This is a genomic window from Pararhizobium mangrovi (assembly GCF_006516965.1).
GTDB lineage: Bacteria > Pseudomonadota > Alphaproteobacteria > Rhizobiales > Rhizobiaceae > Pararhizobium_B > Pararhizobium_B mangrovi.
Genome location: NZ_VHLH01000020.1, coordinates 57,360 through 78,783, shown reverse-complemented (window position 1 = coordinate 78,783; position 21,424 = coordinate 57,360). Strand labels below are relative to the sequence as shown.

Annotated in this window: 21 protein-coding genes; 9 read left to right on the top strand and 12 right to left on the bottom strand. The window is 65.3% G+C overall.

The window, feature by feature from the left end; all coding sequences use genetic code 11:
- Positions 1–264: 264 nt before the first annotated feature.
- Complete coding sequence (gene rcdA, locus FJU11_RS11480; RefSeq protein ID WP_141167189.1) at positions 265–786, top strand: protease adaptor protein RcdA; 522 nt, start codon at positions 265–267, stop codon at positions 784–786.
- Between the two features lie 548 nt (positions 787–1,334).
- On the opposite strand, the gene rpmE is transcribed toward rcdA, so the two are convergent.
- The 7 genes from rpmE to FJU11_RS11445 form a co-directional block, all read right to left on the bottom strand.
- A complete protein-coding gene (gene rpmE, locus FJU11_RS11475; protein ID WP_141167188.1) occupies positions 1,335–1,556 on the bottom strand; it encodes a 50S ribosomal protein L31 in 222 nt (73 codons plus the stop codon).
- 239 nt (positions 1,557–1,795) lie between these two features.
- The gene (locus FJU11_RS11470; RefSeq protein WP_141167187.1) at positions 1,796–2,824 is read right to left on the bottom strand and encodes a peptidoglycan -binding protein; all 1,029 of its coding nucleotides are present in this window, start codon (positions 2,822–2,824) and stop codon (positions 1,796–1,798) included.
- Positions 2,825–2,828: 4 nt separating this feature from the next.
- On the bottom strand, positions 2,829–3,860 hold the full coding sequence (locus FJU11_RS11465) for a MotA/TolQ/ExbB proton channel family protein (protein WP_141167186.1): 1,032 nt from the start codon (positions 3,858–3,860) through the stop codon (positions 2,829–2,831).
- 147 nt (positions 3,861–4,007) lie between these two features.
- Positions 4,008–4,808, bottom strand: coding sequence for an inositol monophosphatase family protein (locus tag FJU11_RS11460; protein ID WP_141167185.1), 801 nt, complete (start codon positions 4,806–4,808; stop codon positions 4,008–4,010).
- A gap of 57 nt (positions 4,809–4,865) precedes the next feature.
- A complete protein-coding gene (efp, locus tag FJU11_RS11455) occupies positions 4,866–5,429 on the bottom strand; it encodes an elongation factor P (RefSeq protein WP_141167184.1) in 564 nt (187 codons plus the stop codon).
- Between the two features lie 176 nt (positions 5,430–5,605).
- Complete coding sequence (locus FJU11_RS11450) at positions 5,606–6,706, bottom strand: tetratricopeptide repeat protein (protein WP_235890999.1); 1,101 nt, start codon at positions 6,704–6,706, stop codon at positions 5,606–5,608.
- Between the two features lie 5 nt (positions 6,707–6,711).
- Positions 6,712–7,368: a thiamine phosphate synthase gene (locus tag FJU11_RS11445; RefSeq protein ID WP_141167183.1), complete on the bottom strand. Its 657-nt coding sequence runs from the start codon at positions 7,366–7,368 to the stop codon at positions 6,712–6,714.
- A gap of 102 nt (positions 7,369–7,470) precedes the next feature.
- On the opposite strand from FJU11_RS11445, the gene FJU11_RS11440 reads away from it, so the two are divergent.
- The gene (locus tag FJU11_RS11440) at positions 7,471–8,256 is read left to right on the top strand and encodes a sulfite exporter TauE/SafE family protein (RefSeq protein WP_141167182.1); all 786 of its coding nucleotides are present in this window, start codon (positions 7,471–7,473) and stop codon (positions 8,254–8,256) included.
- 79 nt (positions 8,257–8,335) lie between these two features.
- Positions 8,336–8,602 carry an ArsR/SmtB family transcription factor gene (locus tag FJU11_RS11435; protein ID WP_141167204.1) on the top strand — a complete coding sequence of 89 codons (267 nt, stop codon included), beginning with the start codon at positions 8,336–8,338 and terminating at the stop codon, positions 8,600–8,602.
- 95 nt (positions 8,603–8,697) lie between these two features.
- On the opposite strand, the gene FJU11_RS11430 is transcribed toward FJU11_RS11435, so the two are convergent.
- The 4 genes from FJU11_RS11430 to FJU11_RS11415 all read right to left on the bottom strand — a co-directional run bounded on the left by FJU11_RS11430 (position 8,698) and on the right by FJU11_RS11415 (position 11,857).
- A complete protein-coding gene (locus tag FJU11_RS11430) occupies positions 8,698–9,621 on the bottom strand; it encodes a cytochrome c (RefSeq protein ID WP_141167203.1) in 924 nt (307 codons plus the stop codon).
- A 20-nt stretch (positions 9,622–9,641) separates the two neighbouring features.
- Positions 9,642–10,091, bottom strand: a complete 450-nt coding sequence (locus tag FJU11_RS11425) for a c-type cytochrome (protein WP_141167181.1) — start codon at positions 10,089–10,091, stop codon at positions 9,642–9,644.
- A gap of 157 nt (positions 10,092–10,248) precedes the next feature.
- Entirely contained in the window at positions 10,249–10,848 is a 600-nt protein-coding gene (locus tag FJU11_RS11420; protein WP_141167180.1) for a superoxide dismutase, read from the bottom strand.
- Between the two features lie 130 nt (positions 10,849–10,978).
- A complete protein-coding gene (locus FJU11_RS11415; RefSeq protein ID WP_141167179.1) occupies positions 10,979–11,857 on the bottom strand; it encodes a branched-chain amino acid aminotransferase in 879 nt (292 codons plus the stop codon).
- 175 nt (positions 11,858–12,032) lie between these two features.
- On the opposite strand from FJU11_RS11415, the gene FJU11_RS11410 reads away from it, so the two are divergent.
- Together FJU11_RS11410 and FJU11_RS11405 are read left to right on the top strand one after the other, a co-directional pair.
- Positions 12,033–12,701 (top strand): haloacid dehalogenase type II, encoded by a 669-nt coding sequence (locus FJU11_RS11410; protein WP_141167178.1) that lies wholly within the window; start codon positions 12,033–12,035, stop codon positions 12,699–12,701.
- 263 nt (positions 12,702–12,964) lie between these two features.
- Positions 12,965–13,717: a L,D-transpeptidase gene (locus FJU11_RS11405; RefSeq protein ID WP_235890998.1), complete on the top strand. Its 753-nt coding sequence runs from the start codon at positions 12,965–12,967 to the stop codon at positions 13,715–13,717.
- 179 nt (positions 13,718–13,896) lie between these two features.
- Here the strand turns inward: FJU11_RS11405 and FJU11_RS11400 are convergent, their stop codons facing one another.
- Positions 13,897–14,589 carry a TetR/AcrR family transcriptional regulator gene (locus FJU11_RS11400; protein WP_141167177.1) on the bottom strand — a complete coding sequence of 231 codons (693 nt, stop codon included), beginning with the start codon at positions 14,587–14,589 and terminating at the stop codon, positions 13,897–13,899.
- Between the two features lie 125 nt (positions 14,590–14,714).
- Here FJU11_RS11400 and FJU11_RS11395 point away from each other — a divergent pair, with 125 nt between their 5' ends.
- The 4 genes from FJU11_RS11395 (at position 14,715) to scpA (ending at position 21,413) form a co-directional block, all read left to right on the top strand.
- Positions 14,715–15,950, top strand: a complete 1,236-nt coding sequence (locus tag FJU11_RS11395) for an HlyD family secretion protein (protein ID WP_141167176.1) — start codon at positions 14,715–14,717, stop codon at positions 15,948–15,950.
- A gap of 38 nt (positions 15,951–15,988) precedes the next feature.
- Positions 15,989–17,578, top strand: a complete 1,590-nt coding sequence (locus FJU11_RS11390) for a DHA2 family efflux MFS transporter permease subunit (RefSeq protein ID WP_141167175.1) — start codon at positions 15,989–15,991, stop codon at positions 17,576–17,578.
- Between the two features lie 269 nt (positions 17,579–17,847).
- Positions 17,848–19,272: a methylmalonyl-CoA mutase family protein gene (locus FJU11_RS11385; protein WP_141167174.1), complete on the top strand. Its 1,425-nt coding sequence runs from the start codon at positions 17,848–17,850 to the stop codon at positions 19,270–19,272.
- Positions 19,269–21,413, top strand: a complete 2,145-nt coding sequence (gene scpA, locus FJU11_RS11380) for a methylmalonyl-CoA mutase (RefSeq protein WP_141167173.1) — start codon at positions 19,269–19,271, stop codon at positions 21,411–21,413. Before FJU11_RS11385 ends, scpA begins: the two co-directional genes overlap by 4 nt.
- The last annotated feature ends 11 nt before the right edge of the window (positions 21,414–21,424 follow it).

The window sequence follows — 21,424 nt, the reverse complement described above, 5'->3', positions numbered from 1 at the left end:
ATCCGGTGTTCGCCGGATTTGACGGAACGGCCGATCGGCCACTCCGTCCGACGCCTCCCTGTTAAACTCTCGAGAGCCGCCATGCGGCTCTTTTTTTTGCCCGCCGGTAACGCCTGTTGAAATTAACCGTCTGTTAAGCCTGTCCTTGCTGCAATCGGCGGCAACCTGCAGTATGTTTCAAACCGCAGCGCATGCGGAACATTCGTCGCCGCGTGGACATTTGTCTGCAATACACGACAACGGGGATTCGAGGACACCTGCACCATGCCGGAAGCATCGTCGAACACGGTTCGCTTCGCCGATCACGTCGCGGTCGCCGCGCCGTTCAAGGCGCTGTATTCGGAAGGCATGAGCCTCGTCGAGGAAACCGCCACCTATCTCGACGGCGAGGGCCGGGACGAATCGAAGTCCCTGCCCCGCATCGCTTCGGTGCTCTATTCGGCCGAATCCATGCGCCTGACGACCCGTCTGATGCAGCTCGCCTCGTGGCTTCTTCTCCAGCGCGCCGTCAACAACGGCGAGATGACGCGCGAGCAGGTGCTCGACGAGAAGAAGAAGGTCCGCCTCGACAGCTTCAGCGTCGACAGGTCCGCAGCCGGCTGGGACGATCTTCCGGCGGTCTTCAAGGATCTCGTCGAACGTTCCTTCCGCCTGCAGAACCGTGTCGCGATGCTCGACCGCGAGATCTATCGCGGCGAAACCGAGACCAGGCTCCCCGAACCCGACGGAACCTGCAGCGTCCACGCCCAGCAGTCCCTGCTCCAGACCGCCTTTTCCGCGCGCTAACGGCCGGCGTCTGGCGCGCATGGTCCTGATCGCAAGCGATTTGGCACGATCGGCCGTTTGCGTCGTCGTTGCGCCGAACACCCCTTAATCTTGGTGGCAGACGCACGCCGGTTCAAAGCGGCGAAGCCTCTGCGCTCCCCTTCTTCGCGGCACCATCCTGACACGACACGTCTTCCCCGCCGACGTCGTCGGTGGGCTGGGCTCGAGATCCAGCGACTTCGAAACGCCGTCAGTGCGCCGGGCGTCCGGAGCACGGATTCGTCCACGCTCGATCCGGTGCATCGCTCGTCGTAAGCGCGGGGTTAGATCCACGGGTCGAGCCGCAGGATGACGCAGGGAAAGGGCGGAGCATCCTTTCGACGGACTTCGCCCTTTTTGACCGCGCGAGCGACATCGCAGTTCCAAGAATGGTACCGCCCAGACGTGCGGGGAAACATCGAGCCGAGATCACGAAACAAGGCCCGCGATCGCCGGATCGCGGGCCTTGTCTTTTACCATCGGGTACGGTCGACGCGCGCGGCGCTGCGCCCGTGAAACGGAAGCGGGCGCTAGAAACCGAGGCCTTCGAAGCGCTTCTTGAACTTCGACAGGCGGCCGCCGCGGTCCATGAGCTGCTGGTTGCCGCCCGTCCATGCCGGATGCGAATTGGGATCGATCTCGAGATGCATCGTGTCGCCCTCGGAACCCCAGGTCGAACGGGTCGTGTATTCGGTTCCGTCGGTCATGACGATCTTGATCGTATGATAGTCGGGATGGATATCGTTCTTCATGGTCTTTGATCCTGCCGATTGTGTCCCGTCTTCGCCACGGACACGCTGTCATTGGCAGCGCGAGCGGAAACGGCCGGAAGACCGTCGCATCGCCCGTGCTCAATTCGATGGGCGGCCTATACAGGACATTCGCCGAGCGAACAAGGGCGTCTCGGTCATTGCGAACAGAGGATCGCGAACAACCTCTCGCAGCCGCGGCAGAACGTGCAGGCTAGGCGCTGCCCGGCCCTTCCCGGCACCTAGCGATCGGTCAGCTTGATCTCGATGCGCCGGTTCTGCGCGCGCGCCTCCTTCGTGTCGCCCTCGGCGATCGGCTGGTATTCGCCGAAGCCGGCGGCGGCCAGCCGGTTCGGCTGCACGCCTTGCGAGATCAGGTATTCGACGACGGCCGTCGCGCGGGCGGTCGAAAGTTCCCAGTTGTTGGCGTACTGGCTCGAGGCGGAAACGGGCACGTCGTCGGTGAAGCCGTCGACTTCGAGGATCCAGTTGATGTCGCTCGGAATCTCGCCGGTGATCTTCTTCAGCACGTCGGCGAGCTTCGCGAGTTCCGTCTTGCCGCGATCGCTGATGTCGGAGGCACCCGAGCCGAAGAGCACCTCGGACTGGAAGACGAAGCGGTCTCCGACCACGCGGATGTTCTGGCGGTCGGCGAGGATCTCGCGAAGCCGGCCGAAGAAGTCCGAACGGTAACGGTTGAGTTCCTGCACGCGGCGGGCGAGCGCGACGTTCAGCCGCTTGCCGAGATCGGCGATCTTCGCCTTCGAAGCGTCCTGTTTCTTCTCCGAAACGTCGAGCGCATCCTCGAGCGCGCTGATCTGGCTGCGCAGCGCGCTGATCTGCTGGTTCAGGAGATCGACCTGGCTCAGCGCGCGCTGGCTGACCTGCTGCTGATCGGAAAGCGACCCCTTCAGATCGGTGATACGCGCCTTCGCCGAAGCCGAAGCACCGCTACCCTGGTCGAGGAGCTGGCGCAGGCGGGACTTGTCCTGCTGGGCCTGTTCGAGGGAGGCGCGAAGATCGTTGATCTGGTCTTCCGTATCCTGGTCGTTGGAGCGTTCGAGCGCCAAAAGCCGGGTCAGCTCGTTGATCTGGCTATGGAGCTGGTTCAGCACCACGTCCTTGCCGGAAATCTCGCGGCTGAGCAGGAACTGGCCGAGGACGAAGACCGTCAGCAGGAACATGATGGTCAGGAGAAGCGTCGACAACGCATCGACGAACCCCGGCCAGAAATCCATGCTGCGGTGGCGTCGGCTGCGCGAAAGGGCCATGACCCTAGTCCTCTTCCCGCTCGCGCTGGCTGGCGAGCCGTTCCACGGTCGAACGCAAGGCTTTCGATTCTTCCTGCTGGGCCTCGATCCAATCGCGCAGCATCTGCTGCTCGCTTCGCATGTTCTTTACGAGACCCTGGATCCCTTCCGCGAGATTGGCCATCGCCGTCGTCGTGCGGTGGTTCATCGTGCCGTCCTGGGAAAGCGCCTGAATCTTCTCGTCGAGCTGGCGCATGTGATCGCTGCCGCCACTGAAGGGGCTTTCGGAAAGCGGCGCGTCGCCACCGAGATTGGTCACCGTCGAAAGCCAGTTCTCGAGCTCGGTGTAGAAGCGGTTCTGTGCGCGGCCGGCCTGAAGATCGAGAAAGCCGAGGACGAGCGAACTCGAAAGGCCGAAGAGCGAGGAGGAAAAGGCCGTACTCATGCCGGACAACGGCGCGCTCAGGCCGTTCTTCAGGGCGTCGAGAATGCTGTTCGTGTCGCCCGTGCCCGGATCGAGTGCCTGGATGACATTGGTGATCGAGCCGATCGTGTTCAAAAGGCCCCAGAACGTGCCGAGGAGCCCGAGGAAGACGAGGAGCCCGATCAGGTAGCGCGAGGTGTCGCGCGCCTCGTCGAGCCGGGTCGCGATGGAATCGAGGATCGAACGCAGCGAGGACGTCGAAAGCGCCATGGAGCGCTGCTGGCCGATGAGCGCACGCATCGGAGCCAGCAGGCGCGGCTCGCCGCCGACCTTGTCCGCGCTTCCGACGACGCGAAAGGAATTGACCCAGCGAACCTCGGGCCGAAGCCGCAGCACCTGGTTGAAGGCAAGCAGGATGCCGATGAAGAGCACGCCGACGATCAACCCGTTCAGCCCCGGATTGGAAACGAACGCGGTATGGATCTGCCGGTAGAGGATGGCTGCGATGAAGCCGACGATGATGAGGAAGACCACCATCGTCCAGAAGAACACCATCGGGCTCGAAAGCTTGTGCGGATCATGCGCGTTCGCGTCTTCGCGCGCACCAAAGCCCGATACGTTGAGTCTCGCCATCATAACCCCGGCTTCTTAAAGCGCGCTCCCGCCCGACAAGGTCGACGCTCGCGCGAGCTTAGCCGACAATGTGACGGAAATAAAAGACTTTAGCCGACGAGGGCAACCCACCTTCGCCGTTCGGCAGGACACGCCACACGGGCGCAGTCAGCGCGCGGGCACCGGGCGGTTGACGGTGGCCAGAAGCGCCCGGTGAATATGCTCGTTGCCCGCGACCACGCTGCCGGTCTCGAAAATCCGGTTGCCGCCCTCGATGTCGGTCGCGAAACCGCCCGCCTCGCGCACGAGAACGAGGCCCGCCGCCATGTCCCAGGCGGAAAGCGGCTTCTCCCAGAAGCCGTCGAACCGGCCGGCGGCGACATAGGCGAGATCGAGCGCGGCCGAACCGAGACGCCGCACGCCGGCCACCTCGTTCATGACGTCGCGAAGCTCGACCAGGAACTTGCCGTGATGTCCGCGTCCGAGATGCGGCACGCCGCAGCCGACGACCGCGTCGGAAAGCGCGCGGCGGCCCGCCACGCGCAGCCGTCGGTCGTTCAGGAACGCACCGTTGCCGCGTTCGGCGACGAAGAGTTCGTCCGTCGCCGGGTTCAGCACCACGCCGGCGACGATGGTGCCGTTGCGTTCGAGCGCGATCGACACGGCGAAGGCCGGTATGCCGTGGAGAAAGTTCGTCGTCCCGTCGAGCGGATCGACGATCCAGCGGTGCTGGCCGTCCGTGCCGACGATCTCTTCGCTTTCCTCGCCGAGGAAGCCGTAGGTCGGCCGGGCGCGCAGCAGTTCCTGGCGCACCACCTGCTCGGCCTTGCGGTCGGCCTGGGTGACGAAATCGCCCGGCCCCTTCATGGAAACCTGAAGGTTCTGCACCTCGCCGAAGTCGCGCGACAGCGACCGGCCGGCCTTGAAGGCCGCCTGTACCATCACGTTGACGAGCGCGGATCGGGCCATCGTTTGTCCTGACGTCGTGTGCCCGGCCGCGGACGCGGCCGGCGGAAGCGCGTGCCGTTAGTCGGCGCGGCCGATATAGGTGATGTCGTTGGTATCGACGATGATCGTCTCGCCGCTCTCGATGAAGGGCGGCACCATGACCCGAACGCCGTTTTCCATGACGGCCGGCTTGTAGGACGAAGCGGCCGTCTGGCCCTTCACGACCGGGTCGGCCTCCTGGATCTTGAGCCTGACCTGGTTCGGCAGGGTCACGCCGATCGGCTTTTCCTCGTAGAGTTCGACCGTCACGCCCATGCCTTCCTGCAGGAAGGCGGAACGTTCGCCGACGAACTCTTTCTGCAGCTCGAGCTGCTCGAAGGTGTCAGTGTCCATGAACACCAGCATCTCGCCTTCTTCGTAGAGATACTGGAAATCCTTCTGTTCCAGACGCACCCGCTCGACCGTCTCGCTGGCGCGGAAACGTTCGTTGAGCTTGGATCCGTCGAGAAGGTTCTTCATCTCGACCTGCGCGAAGGCGCCGCCCTTGCCGGGCTTGACGTGATTGGTCTTGACCGCGACCCAGAGGCTGGAATTGTGTTCCAGAACGTTGCCGGGCTTGATCTCGTTGCCGTTGATCTTCATGGAGCGTCGAACCGTAATCGTGTGGCGCGAATGCTTTCGCGCGGGAAACCATCGAGCGCCTCAACACCACAAATGCCGCCGGCTTGCAAGCGCCGCACCGGGACCGACCGCCATTCGCGCCCGCCACACACGCATCGGGCAGACCTGCGCGTGCGTCCCGGGCGTGAAGCGAAGACCTACTGGCCCTGCATTGCGTTCGCCTTTTCGAGCGCCTTCTTCTTCGCCGCGTCGGCAAGGCCGTTGAAGAAGTCCTGAAGATCGTCGTCCTGCAGGCCGGCACGCCGGGCGATCACGTACCACGTCGCCGCGGCGAGGCGGTCCTGTCGCGTACCGATGCCCTTCCGATAGAGATGGGCGAGCCGGTTCTGCGCCATCACGTTGCCGTCGACGGCGGCCCGTTTCATCCAGGCGAAGCCCTTCTCGTAGTCCTTCGGGCCCTCGATGCCGTCGACGAGCCAGATGGCGAGATCGAGTTCGGCCGTGTCGTATCCGGCTTCCGCCGCACGTTGCAGCCAGGTGCGGGCCTGCGCGCGCTTGGCGTCGGGAAGGCCGTCGACGTTGCGATAGATCTGCGAAAGCGCGTACTGGGCATCGGGAATGCCGGCCGTCGCCGCCTTTTCGTAATAGGGCAGCGCCTCCTTCATGCCCGTGTCGCCCGGCGTCTGCGAAACGAGCCATTGCGCGTGGTTGAACGCGGCGGCCGGCACGCCGGCATCGGCGGCCGCCTTCATCAACTTCTGTGCGCGCGCGACGTCCTTCTTCACCTGTTTGCCGGCCATCAGGAAAAGCGCGTAGCGGAATTCCGCCGCCGGATCGCCGTTGCCCGCCGCCTGGCCGTACCAGAACGCGGCGTCGTCGAGGTTTTGCGGCACGCCGAGCCCACGCGCGAAGATCTCCGCAAGCAGGGTCTGCGAGGCGGCCTTGCCCTTCTGCGCAGGACCGAGCGCGTATTGCATGGCCGTCAGATAGTAGCCGCGCTGGAATGCACCGTAGGCCTTCGCCGCGTCCGAAACGGGCCTGGCCGGCTTTTTCGTTCCCGGCCGGTTCGCTCCGGGCCCGCTCAGCATGGTCCCGGCCGCATTCGCATCGGCCGACGAGGAGGGAGCCGTCGGCAACGACGGGGAGGCTTCGGTCGGGCGTGTCGAAGGCGTGGGCACGGTCGCGCCGCCGGTATTCGCGCCGCTCTGCTGGGCGATCGCCGGAACGCCCGACAGGCCGAAGACGAGCGCGGCTACGGCGAACCGCGAAAACGAGCGGGCGAAAACACAGCCTGGCACGAGCCTCAACCCTTCGATAACCGCGGGGCCTCACTGTCGAGCATCGCGTTGATCTCCGCAACGATGCGCGCTGCCGATTCCGGCTCGGAGAAGACGGCGAGCCGCAACGCGACGAAGTCCGCGCCCGCCTGCGCAACCTCGAGGGCCGACGCGGGATCCTGCCCGCCCATGACGATGCACGGAATTTCCACCATCGCCGCCCACCACTCGGCGAGATCGAGGTTGCGCGGATGCGCCGGCGGCTTGATGTCGCCTTCGAGCGTGCCGAAAAAGACGTAGTCCGGCCGCGCCTCGCCGAGATCGAGCGCGCCGTGGCGGGTCTTCGCGTTGCCGCCGCCGACGATCCAGCTCGGCTGGAAGCGCTCTACCGCTTCGGCGAGCGAGGCCGCATCGCCGGTCAGGTGAATGCCGTCGGCGCCGACGCGGCCGGCCGTGCGGCTGTCGTCGACGACGATCGCCGCAGCGCCCGCCTTCTGCACGAGCGGAACGACCACCGCCATCGCATCCTGAAAGGCCCGCGGCCCGAGCGCGTAGGCCGGCAGGATGACCGAGGCGACGTCGCCACCGCGCAGCGCATCGGCGACCACGCGCGCAAGCTCCTCCGGCTCCTCGATCGCCGGCGCGATCAGCACGAGACGGCAACGCTCGTTCACATCCGTCATGAAGGACCTTTCCACGATCGTCCGGGCGAGCCCGCAGGACGGCTCGCAATCAACGTGCGATTTCGATAGACCGGTGGCGCCCGCCGTTCAACCGCCGATCCCATGCCCGCCGATCCACTCTTCTATCTCGCGACGATCGTCGCCGTCATTCTGATCGGCCTGTCCAAGGGCGGCCTCGGCGGCGCCATGGCGGTGCTCGGCGTGCCGCTGATGTCGCTCGTCACCTCACCGGTGCAGGCCGCGGCGATCCTGTTGCCGATCCTCATCGTCATGGACTGGATCAGTCTTTACACCTGGTGGAACCATCGCGATGCAAGGACGCTCGCCATCATGCTGCCCGGAGGTGTTCTCGGCGTCGGTATCGGATGGCTGACGGCGGCGGTGGTCACGGAGAACGAGATCCGGCTGATCGTCGGCACGATCGCGCTCGCCTTCACGTTGCGCTACGCGTGGCAGCGCCTGCACGTTCGCCGGTCGGGCCTCGAAACGGTGCCGCACGGGCACCGCCCGCTCCTCGGGGCTTCATGGGGTACGGTGGCCGGCTTCACGAGCTTCGTCGCCCATGCCGGCGGTCCGCCCTACCAGTTCTACGCGCTGCCGCTCGATCACGATCCGAAGACCTATACGGGCAGCAGCGTACGCTTCTTCGCCATCGTCAACGCGCTGAAGCTTATCCCGTACTTCATGCTCGGCCAGTTCGACACGTCCAACCTCGAAATCTCCATTGCACTCATACCGGTCGCGATCCTCGCAACCATCGCCGGCGCATGGCTCGTCAAGCGCATGCGACCGAGCCTCTTCTACCCGCTGATGTACGCGATGGTCTTCGTCGCCTCGCTCAAGCTCGTGTCGGACGGCATCAGGCACCTGATCGTCGCATGGGCGTAGCCGAGCGATCGCCGCGGCCTACATTTCTTTTGCGTTACCCGCCTTGTCTATCCATGAGCAGTTGCTTATTTCTCTTCACATGAGCCAGGTCGATCCGTTCGCCGCAATCGCAGACCGTCACCGCCGTTTCCTTCTCGAAGAGTTGCGGCGAGGGCCGCGCACGGTCAACGAACTGGCCGCGCAGTTGCCGATCAGCCGGCCGGCCGTTTCCCAGCACCTGCGCGCCCTTCTCGAAAGCGGGCTCGTCAGCGTCGCCTCGCGCGGCACGCGCCGCGTCTACAGCATCGAGGCGCGCGGGTTCGACCGCCTCAACCTGTGGCTCGACCAGTTCTGGTCGGCGGGCTGAACCGCCGCGTCCTCGAACGTTAGGCAAACTTTCTCGATTTGAGTTCCATCCGCATACGCGCATGGCCCGAATCGAGAACGATCGCCGCGGCGAACTCAATCGTCGCTCTTCGGCGGTAGGGCAGGAACGGCCTTCAGATAGGCGGCGATCGCCTCACGGTCGCTCTTCGGCAGATGCGCGATGTCGTTCTGGACCGCCACCATGGACCCGCCGACGGTATCGTAGCTCGGCGTGAAGCCGCTTTCGAGAAAATAGACGATATCGCTCTTCGACCAGCTTCCGATGCCCGCCTTGCTCGGCGTGATGTTGGGGATCTTTCCCTTGCCGTCCGGATTGGGGCCACCGGCAAGCCATTGGTCGTAGTCCGAGCCGCCGGCGCTGTCGCGCGGCGTGTGGCACGCACCGCAATGGCCCGGCCCCTCGACGAGATAGCGCCCGCGCTTCAGTTCGGCATCCGCGTCGGTGGCGAGTGCGACGACCGGCTTCGGATGCAGGAAGGCCCGTTTCCACAGGCCGATACCGCGACGAATGTTGAAGGGAAACGGAACGGAGTTGCCCGGCGGATCGGTTTGGACCTTCGGCAGAGTCTTCATGTAGGCCCAGAGGTCGGCGACATCCTTCACGCGCATGCGCTCATAGTCGGGATAGGGAAAGGCCGGATAGAGATGTTTTCCGTCCGGGCCGATGCCGCGCTTCACCGCGTTGGCGAACTGTGCGAAGGACCATTTGCCAATGCCGTGCTCCGGATCGGGCGAAATGTTCGGGGTAACGAAGAGGCCGAATGCGGTGTCGAGCTTCTGCCCGCCGCCGAGCTTGAGAAGGTCGTCGCCCTTGGCGTTCTTCCCTGCGTGACAGCCGGCGCATCCGCCGGCCCAGAACATCGTCTCTCCAGCCTTCGCGTCGCCCTTGCCGGCACTGGCAACGAGCGACGCGTCGAGCGGGCGCGGACCGGACGCGACCCAGCCGGAGACCGCCACCACGACGATGACGACGAGAACGGCAAGCAGGACCTTGCGCATCACGGACCGGCGAAAACGCGCTAGTTACTCAGCCTGAAGTCCTGATGGCAGCTCTTGCAGTTCTGAAGGATCGGCTGCACCGCCTTCTGGAAGGCCTGCAGATCCTGCGGACCGTCCTTGCCGGAAATCTTCAGCGCGGCCTGCGTATCCTGCTTCCAGTCGTCGAGCGCCTTTTGGAACGCCTGCGGATCGCTCCAGATCTTCGGCGATGCCTTCGTGCCGTCGGCATCCTTTGAATCTTCGGGGAAGAACGCGCCGAAAGCCATCGCCGAGGCATGGAAGCTTTCGATTGCCGACTTGCCGGCTGCCGGCGAATAGTCGACGTCGCCCTTCATCATGGCGCCGGAAAGCCCGGCTGCCGCGCCGTTGGAATCCATGATCGCCTGCCGCGTCTCGACCGGATTGTCGGCGGCGACGGCCAGTCCGGTCGTCAAGGCAAGGCCGGCGAGAAGGATTGCAGTCTTCTTCATGGCTCGTCTCCCTCCATCTGCATGGATCGAAGGGTAGACGAAGTGTCGCACGCCGCCACCCTTTAACGCTCTCGCACCCGCTCACGCTTGCGTGAGCGGACAGCGACCTAAGAAGAAGGGGCCCGGCATGGTTTGCCAGGCCCCTTCTTCAAGCCGTTCAGGCGGCCTTTTCGTAGAGTTCCAGGACGTAGTCCCAGTTGACGAGGCTGTCGACGAAGGCCTCGAGATATTTCGGCCGGGCGTTACGATAGTCGATGTAGTAGGAGTGCTCCCACACGTCGACGCCGAGGATCGGCGTGCCGCCGTGGACGAGCGGGTTCTCGCCGTTCGGCGTCTTCATGATCTCGAGCTTGCCGTCCTTGACCGCGACCCACGCCCAGCCGGAGCCGAACTGGCCGGCGCCCGCGGCGAGGAAATCCTCGCGGAACTTGTCGTAGCCGCCGAGATCGCTCTGGAAGGCGCTTTCGAGCTTGCCGGGCAGGCTCTTGCCGCCGCCGCCCTTCTTCATCCAGTTCCAGAAGTGCAGATGGTTGTAGTGCTGCGCGGCGTTGTTGAAGAGGCCCTGGTTCGACCCGTAGGACTTCTTGACGATCTCTTCGAGCGGCTCGCCGTCCATGCCGGCTTCCTTGGCGAGATCGTTGCCCTTCGTCACATAGGCATTGTGGTGCTTGTCGTGGTGATATTCGAGCGTTTCCCGCGACATGTAGGGGGAAAGCGCATCGTAATCATAGGGAAGATCGGGGAGTTCGAAAGCCATTGCGCGTCTCCTTCTCGCGTTCGTATGCTTCGGTGATTATTGCGTGCCGGGCTGTCCGCGGCGTCCGTGCAGGAAACCGGTCAGCCGGCCGAATGTTCCACCGGCCGCAACCATGCGAGGAGGCGCTTCGTCACCCCCGCGGAAGCGAGGAAGCCCAGTCCAGATAAAGGGTCCTCGCCCGCTCCATCATCGGACCGGGGGCGAATTCACGCTGCTCGAAACGGGTGATCGGCACCACCTTGGAGTGGTTGCCCGTCGAAAAGATCTCGTCGGCCTCGGCGAAATCGGCGACCGTCAGCGCCATTTCGCGCACGTCGACACCGTCGGCGCGCAGGAGGGCGATCGTGCGTGCCCGCGTGATGCCGGAAAGGAAGGTGCCGTTGGCGATCGGCGTCATCACCACGCCGTCCTTGGCGATGAAGACGTTCGAGGTCCCCGTCTCCGCCACGTTCCCGAGCATGTCGCGAAGCAGCGCGTTGTCGAACCCGCGCGAGCGCGCCTCCATGATCGCCCGGCCGTTGTTGGGGTAGAGGCATCCCGATTTCGCGTTCGTCGGCATCGTCTCGATGGTCGGCCGGCGGAACGGCGAAAGCGTCAGCGTGAAGCCCTTGGGCGGCAGCATCGCAGCCTCGTAGAGGCAAAGGCAGAAGCGCGTGGAAGCCGGGTCGGCCGGCACGCCCATGAAGCCGCCATGCTCGGCCCAGTACATCGGCCGCACGTAGATCGCCGTCTTGCCGTCGAACCGCTTCACGCCCTCCCACGTCAGCGTCTCGATCTCCTCGGCACGCATGGTCGGCTCGAGGCCGAGCGCGCTTGCCGACCGGTTGACCCGCTGGCAATGCAGATCGAGGTCCGGCGCCATGCCGTCGAACCAGCGCGCCCCGTCGAAGACGCTGGAGCCGAGCCACATGACGTGGGAGCGCGGACCGGCGATCGCCGGATTGCCTTCGACCCACGCGCCGTCGAGATAGGTCCAGGTCGGGGTCTGAGCGTTCGTATCCACCGCCATCGTGCATCGTTCCCGTTTGCCGAAAGAGCGATGCGCGAGACCCGCGCACCGTCGCCCCGGATCAAAATCGCTTCCGTCCACTCGCGTCAAGGTCACCGGCGCGGCGGCACGCGTGCGCTTGACGCGGCCGTTTGCCACGACACATCGTAACCGTCACGTAACAGGAATGTTCGCCATGCCAGACCAGGACGCCACCCCCGCCGCCTATGTGTTCGACGCCTACGGCACCCTCTTCGACGTGCACAGCGCCGTACGCCGCCATGCCGGCGACCTGGGCGAGACGCTCTCGGAAATCTGGCGCGCAAAGCAGCTCGAATATTCCTGGGTGCGGGAGCTGACCGGAGCCTATCTCGACTTCCGCACGCTGACCGAACAGGCGCTCGACTACGCCATGGCGAGCGTTCCGGAGATCGAGACGAGCCTGCGCGCGCGCCTTCTCGAGGCCTATTGGGAGCTCGACTGCTACGAGGAAGTGCCCGAGGTGCTTTCGCGGCTGAAGGAAAGCGGTGCGCGGGTCGCGATCCTTTCCAACGGCTCGCCCGACATGCTGCGTTCGGCAACGAAGAACGCCGGTATCGACACGCTGCTCGACGACGTCTTCTCGGTCCACCCGATCGCGCGCTACAAGACGGCCTCGCCGACCTACCGCCTCGTCACCGACGCCTACGACATCGCACCGGGCGCCGTCTCCTTCCATTCGTCGAACCGGTGGGACATCGCCGGCGCCCGCGCCTTCGGCTTCCGCCCCGTCTGGATCAACCGTAACGCGAAACCCGACGAATACACCGACCTGCCGCCGGAGCGGGTTCTTGCCTCCCTGTCCGGCCTCGCCGCGGGATGTTAACCCTCTTTCCGCGACGGAAGGTCGCGTCGGGAACGCGTCCGGCGAAACCGCGTTGCATCGCATGTCGCTAGGCAAAATTCGCCCGGCGGCGAGACGATCTGGGGGCAATGCGATCGCACACGCATCGTCACATGTTTCGGCACGGCCGCACGAAACGGCCGTGTGTGGCACTGCGGAGACAGTTTCGCGCACGCGGAAGGCCTATTCTAGCCGCCATCGGTTCTATCAGGATGCGTCCATGTGCGAGGCGCGACGAGACAGGTATGCGTAACATGAAGAAGATGATTTCGGTTTCGGACCGTTCGGGCAGAATGGCGTTGACGCGCCGCGGCTTCCTAGCAGCAGGCGGTGCGGCGGCTGCCGCCGGCCTTGCGGGCTGCGCCTCCTCTACTACCCAGCGTTTTACCGCGGAAACCGCACCGACGGCGTTTTACGACGATCCGGGGCCGGATTTGCCGCCCGGCGACACGTCCTATGCCGAAGTCTACGGCAGCATGACGGACGACGGCTACGTCATCCCGGCCGTTCCCTATCACCAGATCGACCCGCAATTCTGGCGCCAGATCGTCGAGGATCCGACGGGCGAGGATCCGGGAACGATCGTCGTCGACCCCAACGAGAAGCTCCTCTACCACGTCCATGGCGACGGTACGGCGACGCGTTACGGCGTGGGTGTCGGGCGGGCCGGCTTCGGCTGGTCGGGCCGCGGCCAGATCCAGGCGAAGAAGCATTGGCCGACCTGGACGCCGCCTTCCGAGATGATCGACCGCCAGCCCGAACTCGCGAAGTATTCGGCCAAGAACGGCGGCATGGATCCGGGCCTGATGAACCCGCTCGGCGCGCGCGCCATGTACATCTTCCAGGACGGCCACGACACGCTCTACCGCGTCCACGGCTCGCCGGAGTGGAATTCCATCGGCAAGGCCGTCTCGTCGGGCTGCATTCGCATGATGAACCAGGACGTGATCCACCTCTACAGCCACGTCCAGGTGCACTCGCCGATCCTCGTCGTCTAGCGCATTTTCCGGCCGGACCGATCCAGTCCGGCGTCGCGAACGATACGGTAAAACAAAGCAACGAGGCGCCGGACCCGATCGGATCGGGTCCGGCGCCTCATGCATTCGTACCGTATCCGACACCGGCCCGTTCGGGGCCGGACGTTCACGATCGAAAGTTTCGGACCAGACGTTTCGGATCAGGCGTTGGGACACGCACTCGTCGCGTAGGCGGCGAGAAAGACACGCAGCGCGCCGTCGACATTGCGCTCGATTTCCGCATGAGACGGCGGCTTCGGCATTTCGGCGAAGATGCGGCGGCGGAATAGACCGGCAAGGCACAGTTCGGCGAACTGGTAGGAAGCGAGATCGATATCGTCGATCGCCAGCAAGCCGGCCGAAACCTGCTGCTCCAGAAAATCGGTGAGGAGCTGTTTGCCCTGCCGCGGACCCTTCTTGTAGAAGCTCGCGCCGAGCGCCGGCATGCGCTCGCTGACGCCGATGACGATGCGCTGCGCCTGAATGACCTTGTCCGAGGTGATCAGCCGGGTCAGGATCTTGCCGAAGCGGCGGAGCTTTGCCGGAACCGAATCGTCACCCTCCAGCGCAGTGTGCATGTCCCTGAACAGAAGATCGCGCTCGCGGTCGACGAGGGCCTCGAAAAGGTCTTCCTTGCTCTCGAAATAGACGTAGATCGTGCCCTTCGAGACGTTCGCCTCGCGGGTGATGTCGTTCATGCTCGCGGCATCGAAGCCCATCCGGCTGAAGACCGCGTAGGCGCCGTTCAGGATCTGGTCGCGCTTGACCGGGTCGCAGCCCGCCGCATGCCGGCCCGCACGTCCGCGCTGGCCGCAGCCCTTGCCCTGCATCGTATCGTCCGAAACGTTCGCCATCGCCCAGCCTGACCTCCCGGCAGAATTATTCGAACCGTGCGGTTCGATTTCCTCTTGATATGTCGTGTGTCTTTGGCTATGTCAAGTTCGAACCGAACGGTTCGGTATATCCACGAGGTCATACGATGAGCAATCACGATCAGGACAGCGCCCTGCGCGAAAAGGCCGAGGGCGAGGATACGGTACGTCCCTTCCCGGCACGTCCGGAATCGCGCGAGCGGACCGCACCGCAGGAGGTGCCGGGTCCCGACGTCGAGCCGGCGCATTCCGCCGGCGCCTCCGCCGATGCTCCGAAGAAGAAGAAGCGCGGCCTGCGCAAGATGCTCCTGCCGATCATCGGCCTGGCGCTTCTCGCCGGCGGCGCCTATTACGGCTACCACTACTGGACGGTCGGTCGCTTTATCGTTTCCACCGACGACGCCTATGTCCAGGCCGATATCGCCGCGCTCGCCCCGAAGATCCAGGGCTACGTCGCGTCTGTGAACTTCACGGAAAACCAGCAGGTGAAGGCCGGCGACGTGCTCGTGCGCCTGGAGGACGGCGACTACCGCATCGCGCTCGAACAGGCGAAGGCCGCCGTCAAGAGCCAGCAGCAGACGCTGAACCGCATCCAGGCTCAGGAAAAGGCCGCCGAGGCTTCCGTCGCGCAGGCGCAGGCCGAGAAACAGGCGTCGCAGGCGACGGCCGACAACGCCAAGTCGACCGCCGATCGCGCGCGCAGCCTCTTGAAGACGCGCGTCGCCTCGCAGTCGGAAGTCGACAACGCCGATGCAGCCCTTGCTTCGGCAAGCGCGAAACTGACCGGTGCGGATGCGCAGATCGCCGCCGCGAAGGCCAATGTCGGCGTTCTCAAGGCGCAGTACGCCGAAGCCGAAAGCCAGATCCCGAGCCTCAAGCTCGCCATCGATCAGGCAGAGCGCAATCTGAACCAGACCGTCCTGCGCGCGCCCTATGACGGCGTGGTCGGCAATCGCGCGGTCGAGACCGGGGATTTCGTGTCCGCCGGCCAGAAGCTCGCCGCGCTCGTGCCGATGAAGAAGCTCTACATCCGCGCCAACCTGAAGGAGACGCAGCTTGCCGGCGTGGTGCCGGGCGAAAAGGCGACGATCAGCGTCGACGCGCTCGACGGCCACACGATCGAAGGCACGGTCGCCTCGATCGCGCCGGCTTCCGGCTCGGTCTTCTCGCTGCTGCCCTCCGACAACGCCACCGGCAACTTCACCAAGGTCGTCCAGCGCGTGCCCGTTCGCATCGAACTGCCGAAGGACGCGCTCGACAGCGGCAGGCTGCGCGCGGGCCTGAGCGTCGTCGCCGACATCGACACGCGCACCGCGCCCGACGCCGGCAATCCGGCGAAGTAACGCAACGAACCCGCATCGTTCTTCGAAGACATCGAGCCATGGCCACTTCGTCCACCATCACGGCCGGTGCCCCGCCGGCACCGGCACCCGCCGACAGCATGGATACGCGCAAGCTCTTCGCGTTCCTTGCCATGGTCTTCGGCATGTTCATGGCGATCCTCGACATCCAGGTGGTGTCGGCCTCGCTCGCGGAGATCCAGGCCGGCCTGTCCGCCAGCCCGGACGAGATCGCCTGGGTGCAGACGGCCTATCTCATCGCCGAGGTGGTGATGATCCCGCTTTCCGGCTTCCTCGGCCGGCTGCTCTCCACGCGCGTGCTCTTCACCGTCTCCGCCGCCGGCTTCACGCTGGCGAGCCTGCTCTGTGCCACGGCGACCAACATGGACGAGATGATGGTCTACCGCGCGCTGCAGGGCTTCATCGGCGGCGGCATGATCCCTTCCGTCTTCGCGGCCGCGTTCACGATCTTCCCGCCGTCCAAGCGCGCCATCGTCTCGCCGATGATCGGCCTCGTCGCGACGCTCGCACCGACGATCGGCCCGACGATCGGCGGCTATCTGAGCCACGCCTTTTCCTGGCACTGGCTTTTCCTGATCAACGTGATCCCCGGTATCGGCGTCGCGATCGCGGCCTGGACGCTGATCGATTTCGACGAGGGCGATCGTTCGCTCCTGAAGAAGTTCGACTGGACCGGCCTTGCGGCAATGGCGATCTTCCTCGGCTCGATGGAATACGTGCTCGAGGAAGGCCCGCAGAACGACTGGCTGCAGGACAGGGCCGTCTTCGTCTTCGCCATCACCATGGTGATCGGCGGGCTGGTCTTCTTCCAACGGGCCTTCAACGCCGAACAGCCGATCGTCGACCTTTCGGCCTTCAAGGACGTCAACTTCTCGTTCGGATCGCTCTTTTCCTTCGTCATGGGCATCGGCCTCTACGGACTCACCTACCTCTTCCCCCTCTATCTCGGCCGGGTGCGCGGCTACGATTCGCTGATGATCGGCGAGGCCGTCTTCGTCTCCGGCGCGGCGATGTTCATGACCGCCCCGGTCGCCGGCGCGCTTTCCAACAAGCTCGATCCGCGTGTCATGCTGCTGATCGGCTTCATCGGCTTTGCGACCGGCACCTGGATGATGACCGGCATCACGCCGGAATGGGACTACTGGGAGATCTTCGTGCCGCAGGTTTTCCGCGGCGTCTCGCTGATGCTGTGCATGGTGACGATCAACAATCTGGCATTGGGCACGCTTCCGCCCGAACGCCTCAAAAATGCCTCCGGCCTGTTCAACCTGACCCGTAACCTCGGCGGTGCGGTAGGCCTCGCACTCATCAACACGATCCTCATCCACCGCGCCGACATGCATTACGAACGCCTGAGCGAACACGTCAACTGGTCGAACCCGGAAGCCATGCGCCAGCTTTCGATGATGGCGCACAATCTGGCGGCGCACGGCATGCAGGCACAGGAAGGCGCGCTGGCGCAGATGGTCGGCCGTGTCCGCATGCAGGCGCAGGTCATGTCCTTCATGGACATCTTCTACCTATTGACGCTGCTTTTCGCGCTGCTTGCCGTCTGTGCCGTCCTCATGCGCAAGCCGCCTGCCAGCGCCGGCGGCGGCGGAGGGCACTGACCATACCCTTTCGATGCGTACGCCTTTCGAGCGTGCACGTATCGAACGCCCGGCGACCGAATGAAAGTACCTCCAGTCATCGGTCGCCGGGCGGCATTTCCCCTCGCCCTGCCCTCCATCCATCGCGAACCCATCTGCCGCGAACCTTTCTTGCCGTTTGCACATTGTCGGCGAAGTCGGTCTGATCCAGTCTGGGCGGAACGCGTTCGCAGCCCCGCCGGCAAGCGCGGAGCAGGCGACCGCGCAAGCAGTCGCGATCGGGAGGCCGCATGGATTCAAGCGTCATCGACAATGCCCGCTTCGAGCCGATCGACGAAGCCGGGTGGCGCGCGCTCGCCGAACGCGCCCTGAAGGGTGCGGATTTCGACGAGGCGCTGACCACGCGAACCGACGACGGAATCTCATACGGACCGATCCATACGCGACGCGGCGACACGCGACCGCTTCCTCGCCGGAACGCCGGTCGCCCCTGGCACCTCGCCCAGCGTATCGACGATCCCGAGACCGTGCGCGCCGCCGCGCAGGCGAAGGAAGACACGGCGAACGGTGCGCAAACGCTCGTTCTCGCCGTCGGCGGTGCGCCCACAGCCTATGGCTTCGGGCTCGCGCAGCCGGTGCGCCCGGCACTTGCCCGCATTCTCGAAGAAGTCGATCCCGGGACGCTCGCCCTTCGCCTGGAAGGTAGCGCCATGGCTGGCCGGGCGCTCGCCGACCTTCTGGCGCGGACCGCCCACAGTCCGGGCGAAATCGAAGTGCATTTCGGCCTCGACCCGGTTTCGGCCGCAGCATCGACGGCACGCGACTTCTCCCTGACCGGCGAACTTGCCCGCTTTGCGGAGGATCTCGCCGACCCGGGATTCGGCGGAACGGTGCTCACCGCCGACGGCCGCATCGCCCACAATGCCGGCGCGAGCGAAGCGCAGGAACTCGGCTTCGTCGCCGCCGCGCTCGTCGCCATGCTGCGCGCGGCGGAAGACGGTGGCATGGCGCCGGAGACGCTGCTCGCCATGACCGGGCTCGCCGTCTCGGTCGATCAGCAGCAGATGCTCGGCATCGCCAAGATCCGCGCCCTGCGCCTGCTGCACGCGCGCATCGCATCCGCCTGCGGCGTCGGCGAGGCTGCCCCAGTTTTCGTCCACGCCGAAACGTCCCTGCGCATGGCGACGCGAGAGGACCCGGAAACGAATATCCTGCGCAACACGCTCGCCGCCTTCGCGGCCGGCATCGGCGGCGCCGACAGCATCGCCGTCCTGCCGCATACGATCGCGCTCGGCCTGCCCGACGGCGCGGCGCGGCGCATCGCCCGCAACACGCAACTCGTGCTCCTGCGCGAAAGCCACCTCGCGCGCGTCGCCGATCCGGCTGCCGGTGCCGGTGGCATCGAAATGCTGACCGATGCGCTCGCAAACGCTGCCTGGGCCGAGTTCCAGACGATCGAGCGCGAAGGCGGCATCATGGCGAGCCTCGCCGGTGGCCACGTGCAGGAGCGCATCCGGCAAGGCCGTGCGGCCCGCACGCAGGCAATCCGCGAGGGAAAGCGGCCGATCATCGGCACGACGCACTATCGACCGGATGCCCCTCGCCCGGTCGCCGTGCTCGCCGAACGCGAACCCGAGCCATCGATACCACGCGGTTCGCGCCGAGCGCTGACGCTCGCACCGCTCCATGCCGGGATCGAGGAGACGCATCCATGAGCCGCGTTCCCAACTTTTCTAGCCTCGAATGGCACCGGCAGTCGATATTCGGCGAAACTTCGAGCCCCACGGTTCATGCGACCCCCGAAGGCATCGACGTGAAGACCGCCTATGAAGCCGTCGACCTCGATGGCCTGCCCTTCCTCGACACCTTTCCGGGTTCCGCACCTTTCCTGCGCGGCCCTTACCCCACGATGTACCTGCAGCAGCCGTGGACGATCCGCCAATATGCGGGCTACTCCACGGCCGAAGAGTCGAACGCCTTCTACCGCGCCAACCTCGCCGCCGGACAGAAGGGCCTCTCAGTCGCCTTCGACCTCGCCACCCATCGCGGCTACGACAGCGACCACGAGCGCGCCGCCGGCGACGTCGGGATGGCAGGTGTGGCAATCGATTCCATCCTCGACATGCGCCAGCTCTTCGAGGGTATCCCGCTCGACAAGATGAGCGTGTCGATGACCATGAACGGCGCCGTGCTGCCGATCATGGCGCTCTACATCGTCGCAGCCGAGGAACAGGGCGTTCCACCGGAAAAGCTGTCCGGGACCATCCAGAACGACATTCTCAAGGAGTTCATGGTCCGCAACACCTATATCTATCCGCCGCAGCCCTCGATGCGCATCGTCGCCGACATCTTCGCCTATACGGCCAGACACATGCCACGCTTCAACGCGATCTCGATCTCCGGCTACCACATGCAGGAAGCCGGTGCCTCGGCCGACCTCGAACTCGCCTATACGCTCGCCGACGGCATCGAGTACGCCCGAGCAGGCATCGCCGCCGGACAGCCGATCGACGCCTTCGCGCCGCGCCTTTCATTCTTCTTCGGCATCGGCATGAACTTCTTCATGGAGGTTGCCAAGCTGCGCGCCGCACGCCTCCTCTGGGCCTGCCTCATGCAGCGCAACTTCGCGCCGGAAAACCCGAAGTCGCTGGCGCTCCGCACCCATTGCCAGACCTCCGGCTGGTCGCTCACCGCACAGGACCCGACGACAAACGTCATGCGAACGATGGTCGAGGCGATGGCGGCGACGCAGGGGCACACCCAGTCGCTCCACACCAACGCCTTCGACGAGGCGCTGGCGCTGCCGAGCGACCATTCCGCCCGCATCGCTCGCAACACGCAGCACGTTCTGGCGCAAGAATCCGGGACCACGCGCATCGTCGACCCGTGGGGTGGCTCCTATTACGTCGAGCGCCTGACCCACGATCTCGCCGCTCGTGCTCTTTCCCACATCGAGGAGGTCGAGGATCTCGGCGGCATGGCGAAGGCCATCGAGGCCGGCGTGCCGAAGCGGCGCATCGAGGAAGCGGCGGCCCGGACGCAGGCCCGCATCGACAGTGGCCGGCAGGCCGTCGTCGGCGTCAATTTCGCCAGACCGGAAGAGGAAGAGACCGTCGACGTCCGCCGTATCGACAATGCCGAGGTCCGCGCACGCCAGCTCGCAAAGCTGCAGGAACTGAAGGGCACGCGCGACGTCGCGCCTCTCGAAGCGTCACTCGAAGCTCTCGCGCGTGCGGCCGAGACCGGCGAAGGCAACCTCCTCGCCTTTGCCGTCGACGCCGCGCGAGCCAGGGCCACCGTCGGCGAGATCTCGCTGGCGCTCGAAAAGGCCTTCGGCCGCCACGTTGCCGAGGTGCAAACCATCTCCGGCGTCTACCGCACGGAAGTCGGCGAGAGCGATCCAGCCTTCGCCCGCGCGGCCGAGAAGGCGCATGAATACGCCGGGCGCACCGGTGCCAAGCCGCGCATTCTGATCGCGAAAGTGGGCCAGGACGGCCACGACCGCGGCCAGAAGGTCGTCGCCACCGCCTTCGCCGACCTCGGCTTCGACGTGCTCGTCGGTTCGATGTTCCAGACGCCTGGAGAGGTCGCCGCGCGCGCCGTCACGGAAGGCGTCGACATCGTCGGCGTCTCTTCGCTCGCCGCCGGCCACCTGACGCTCGTCCCCGAACTGCGCGACGCGCTGCGTCAGGAAGGTGGCGGCGGCATCCTCGTCGCCGTCGGCGGCGTCATTCCGCCAGCCGACTTCGCGGCGCTGCGGACGGCAGGCGCGGACGCCATCTTCCCGCCCGGCACCGTCATCGCGACGGCTGCGGCGGACCTCCTCGACCGGCTGACGCCCGTTCCGGCGACCTGAACCCGCAGTCT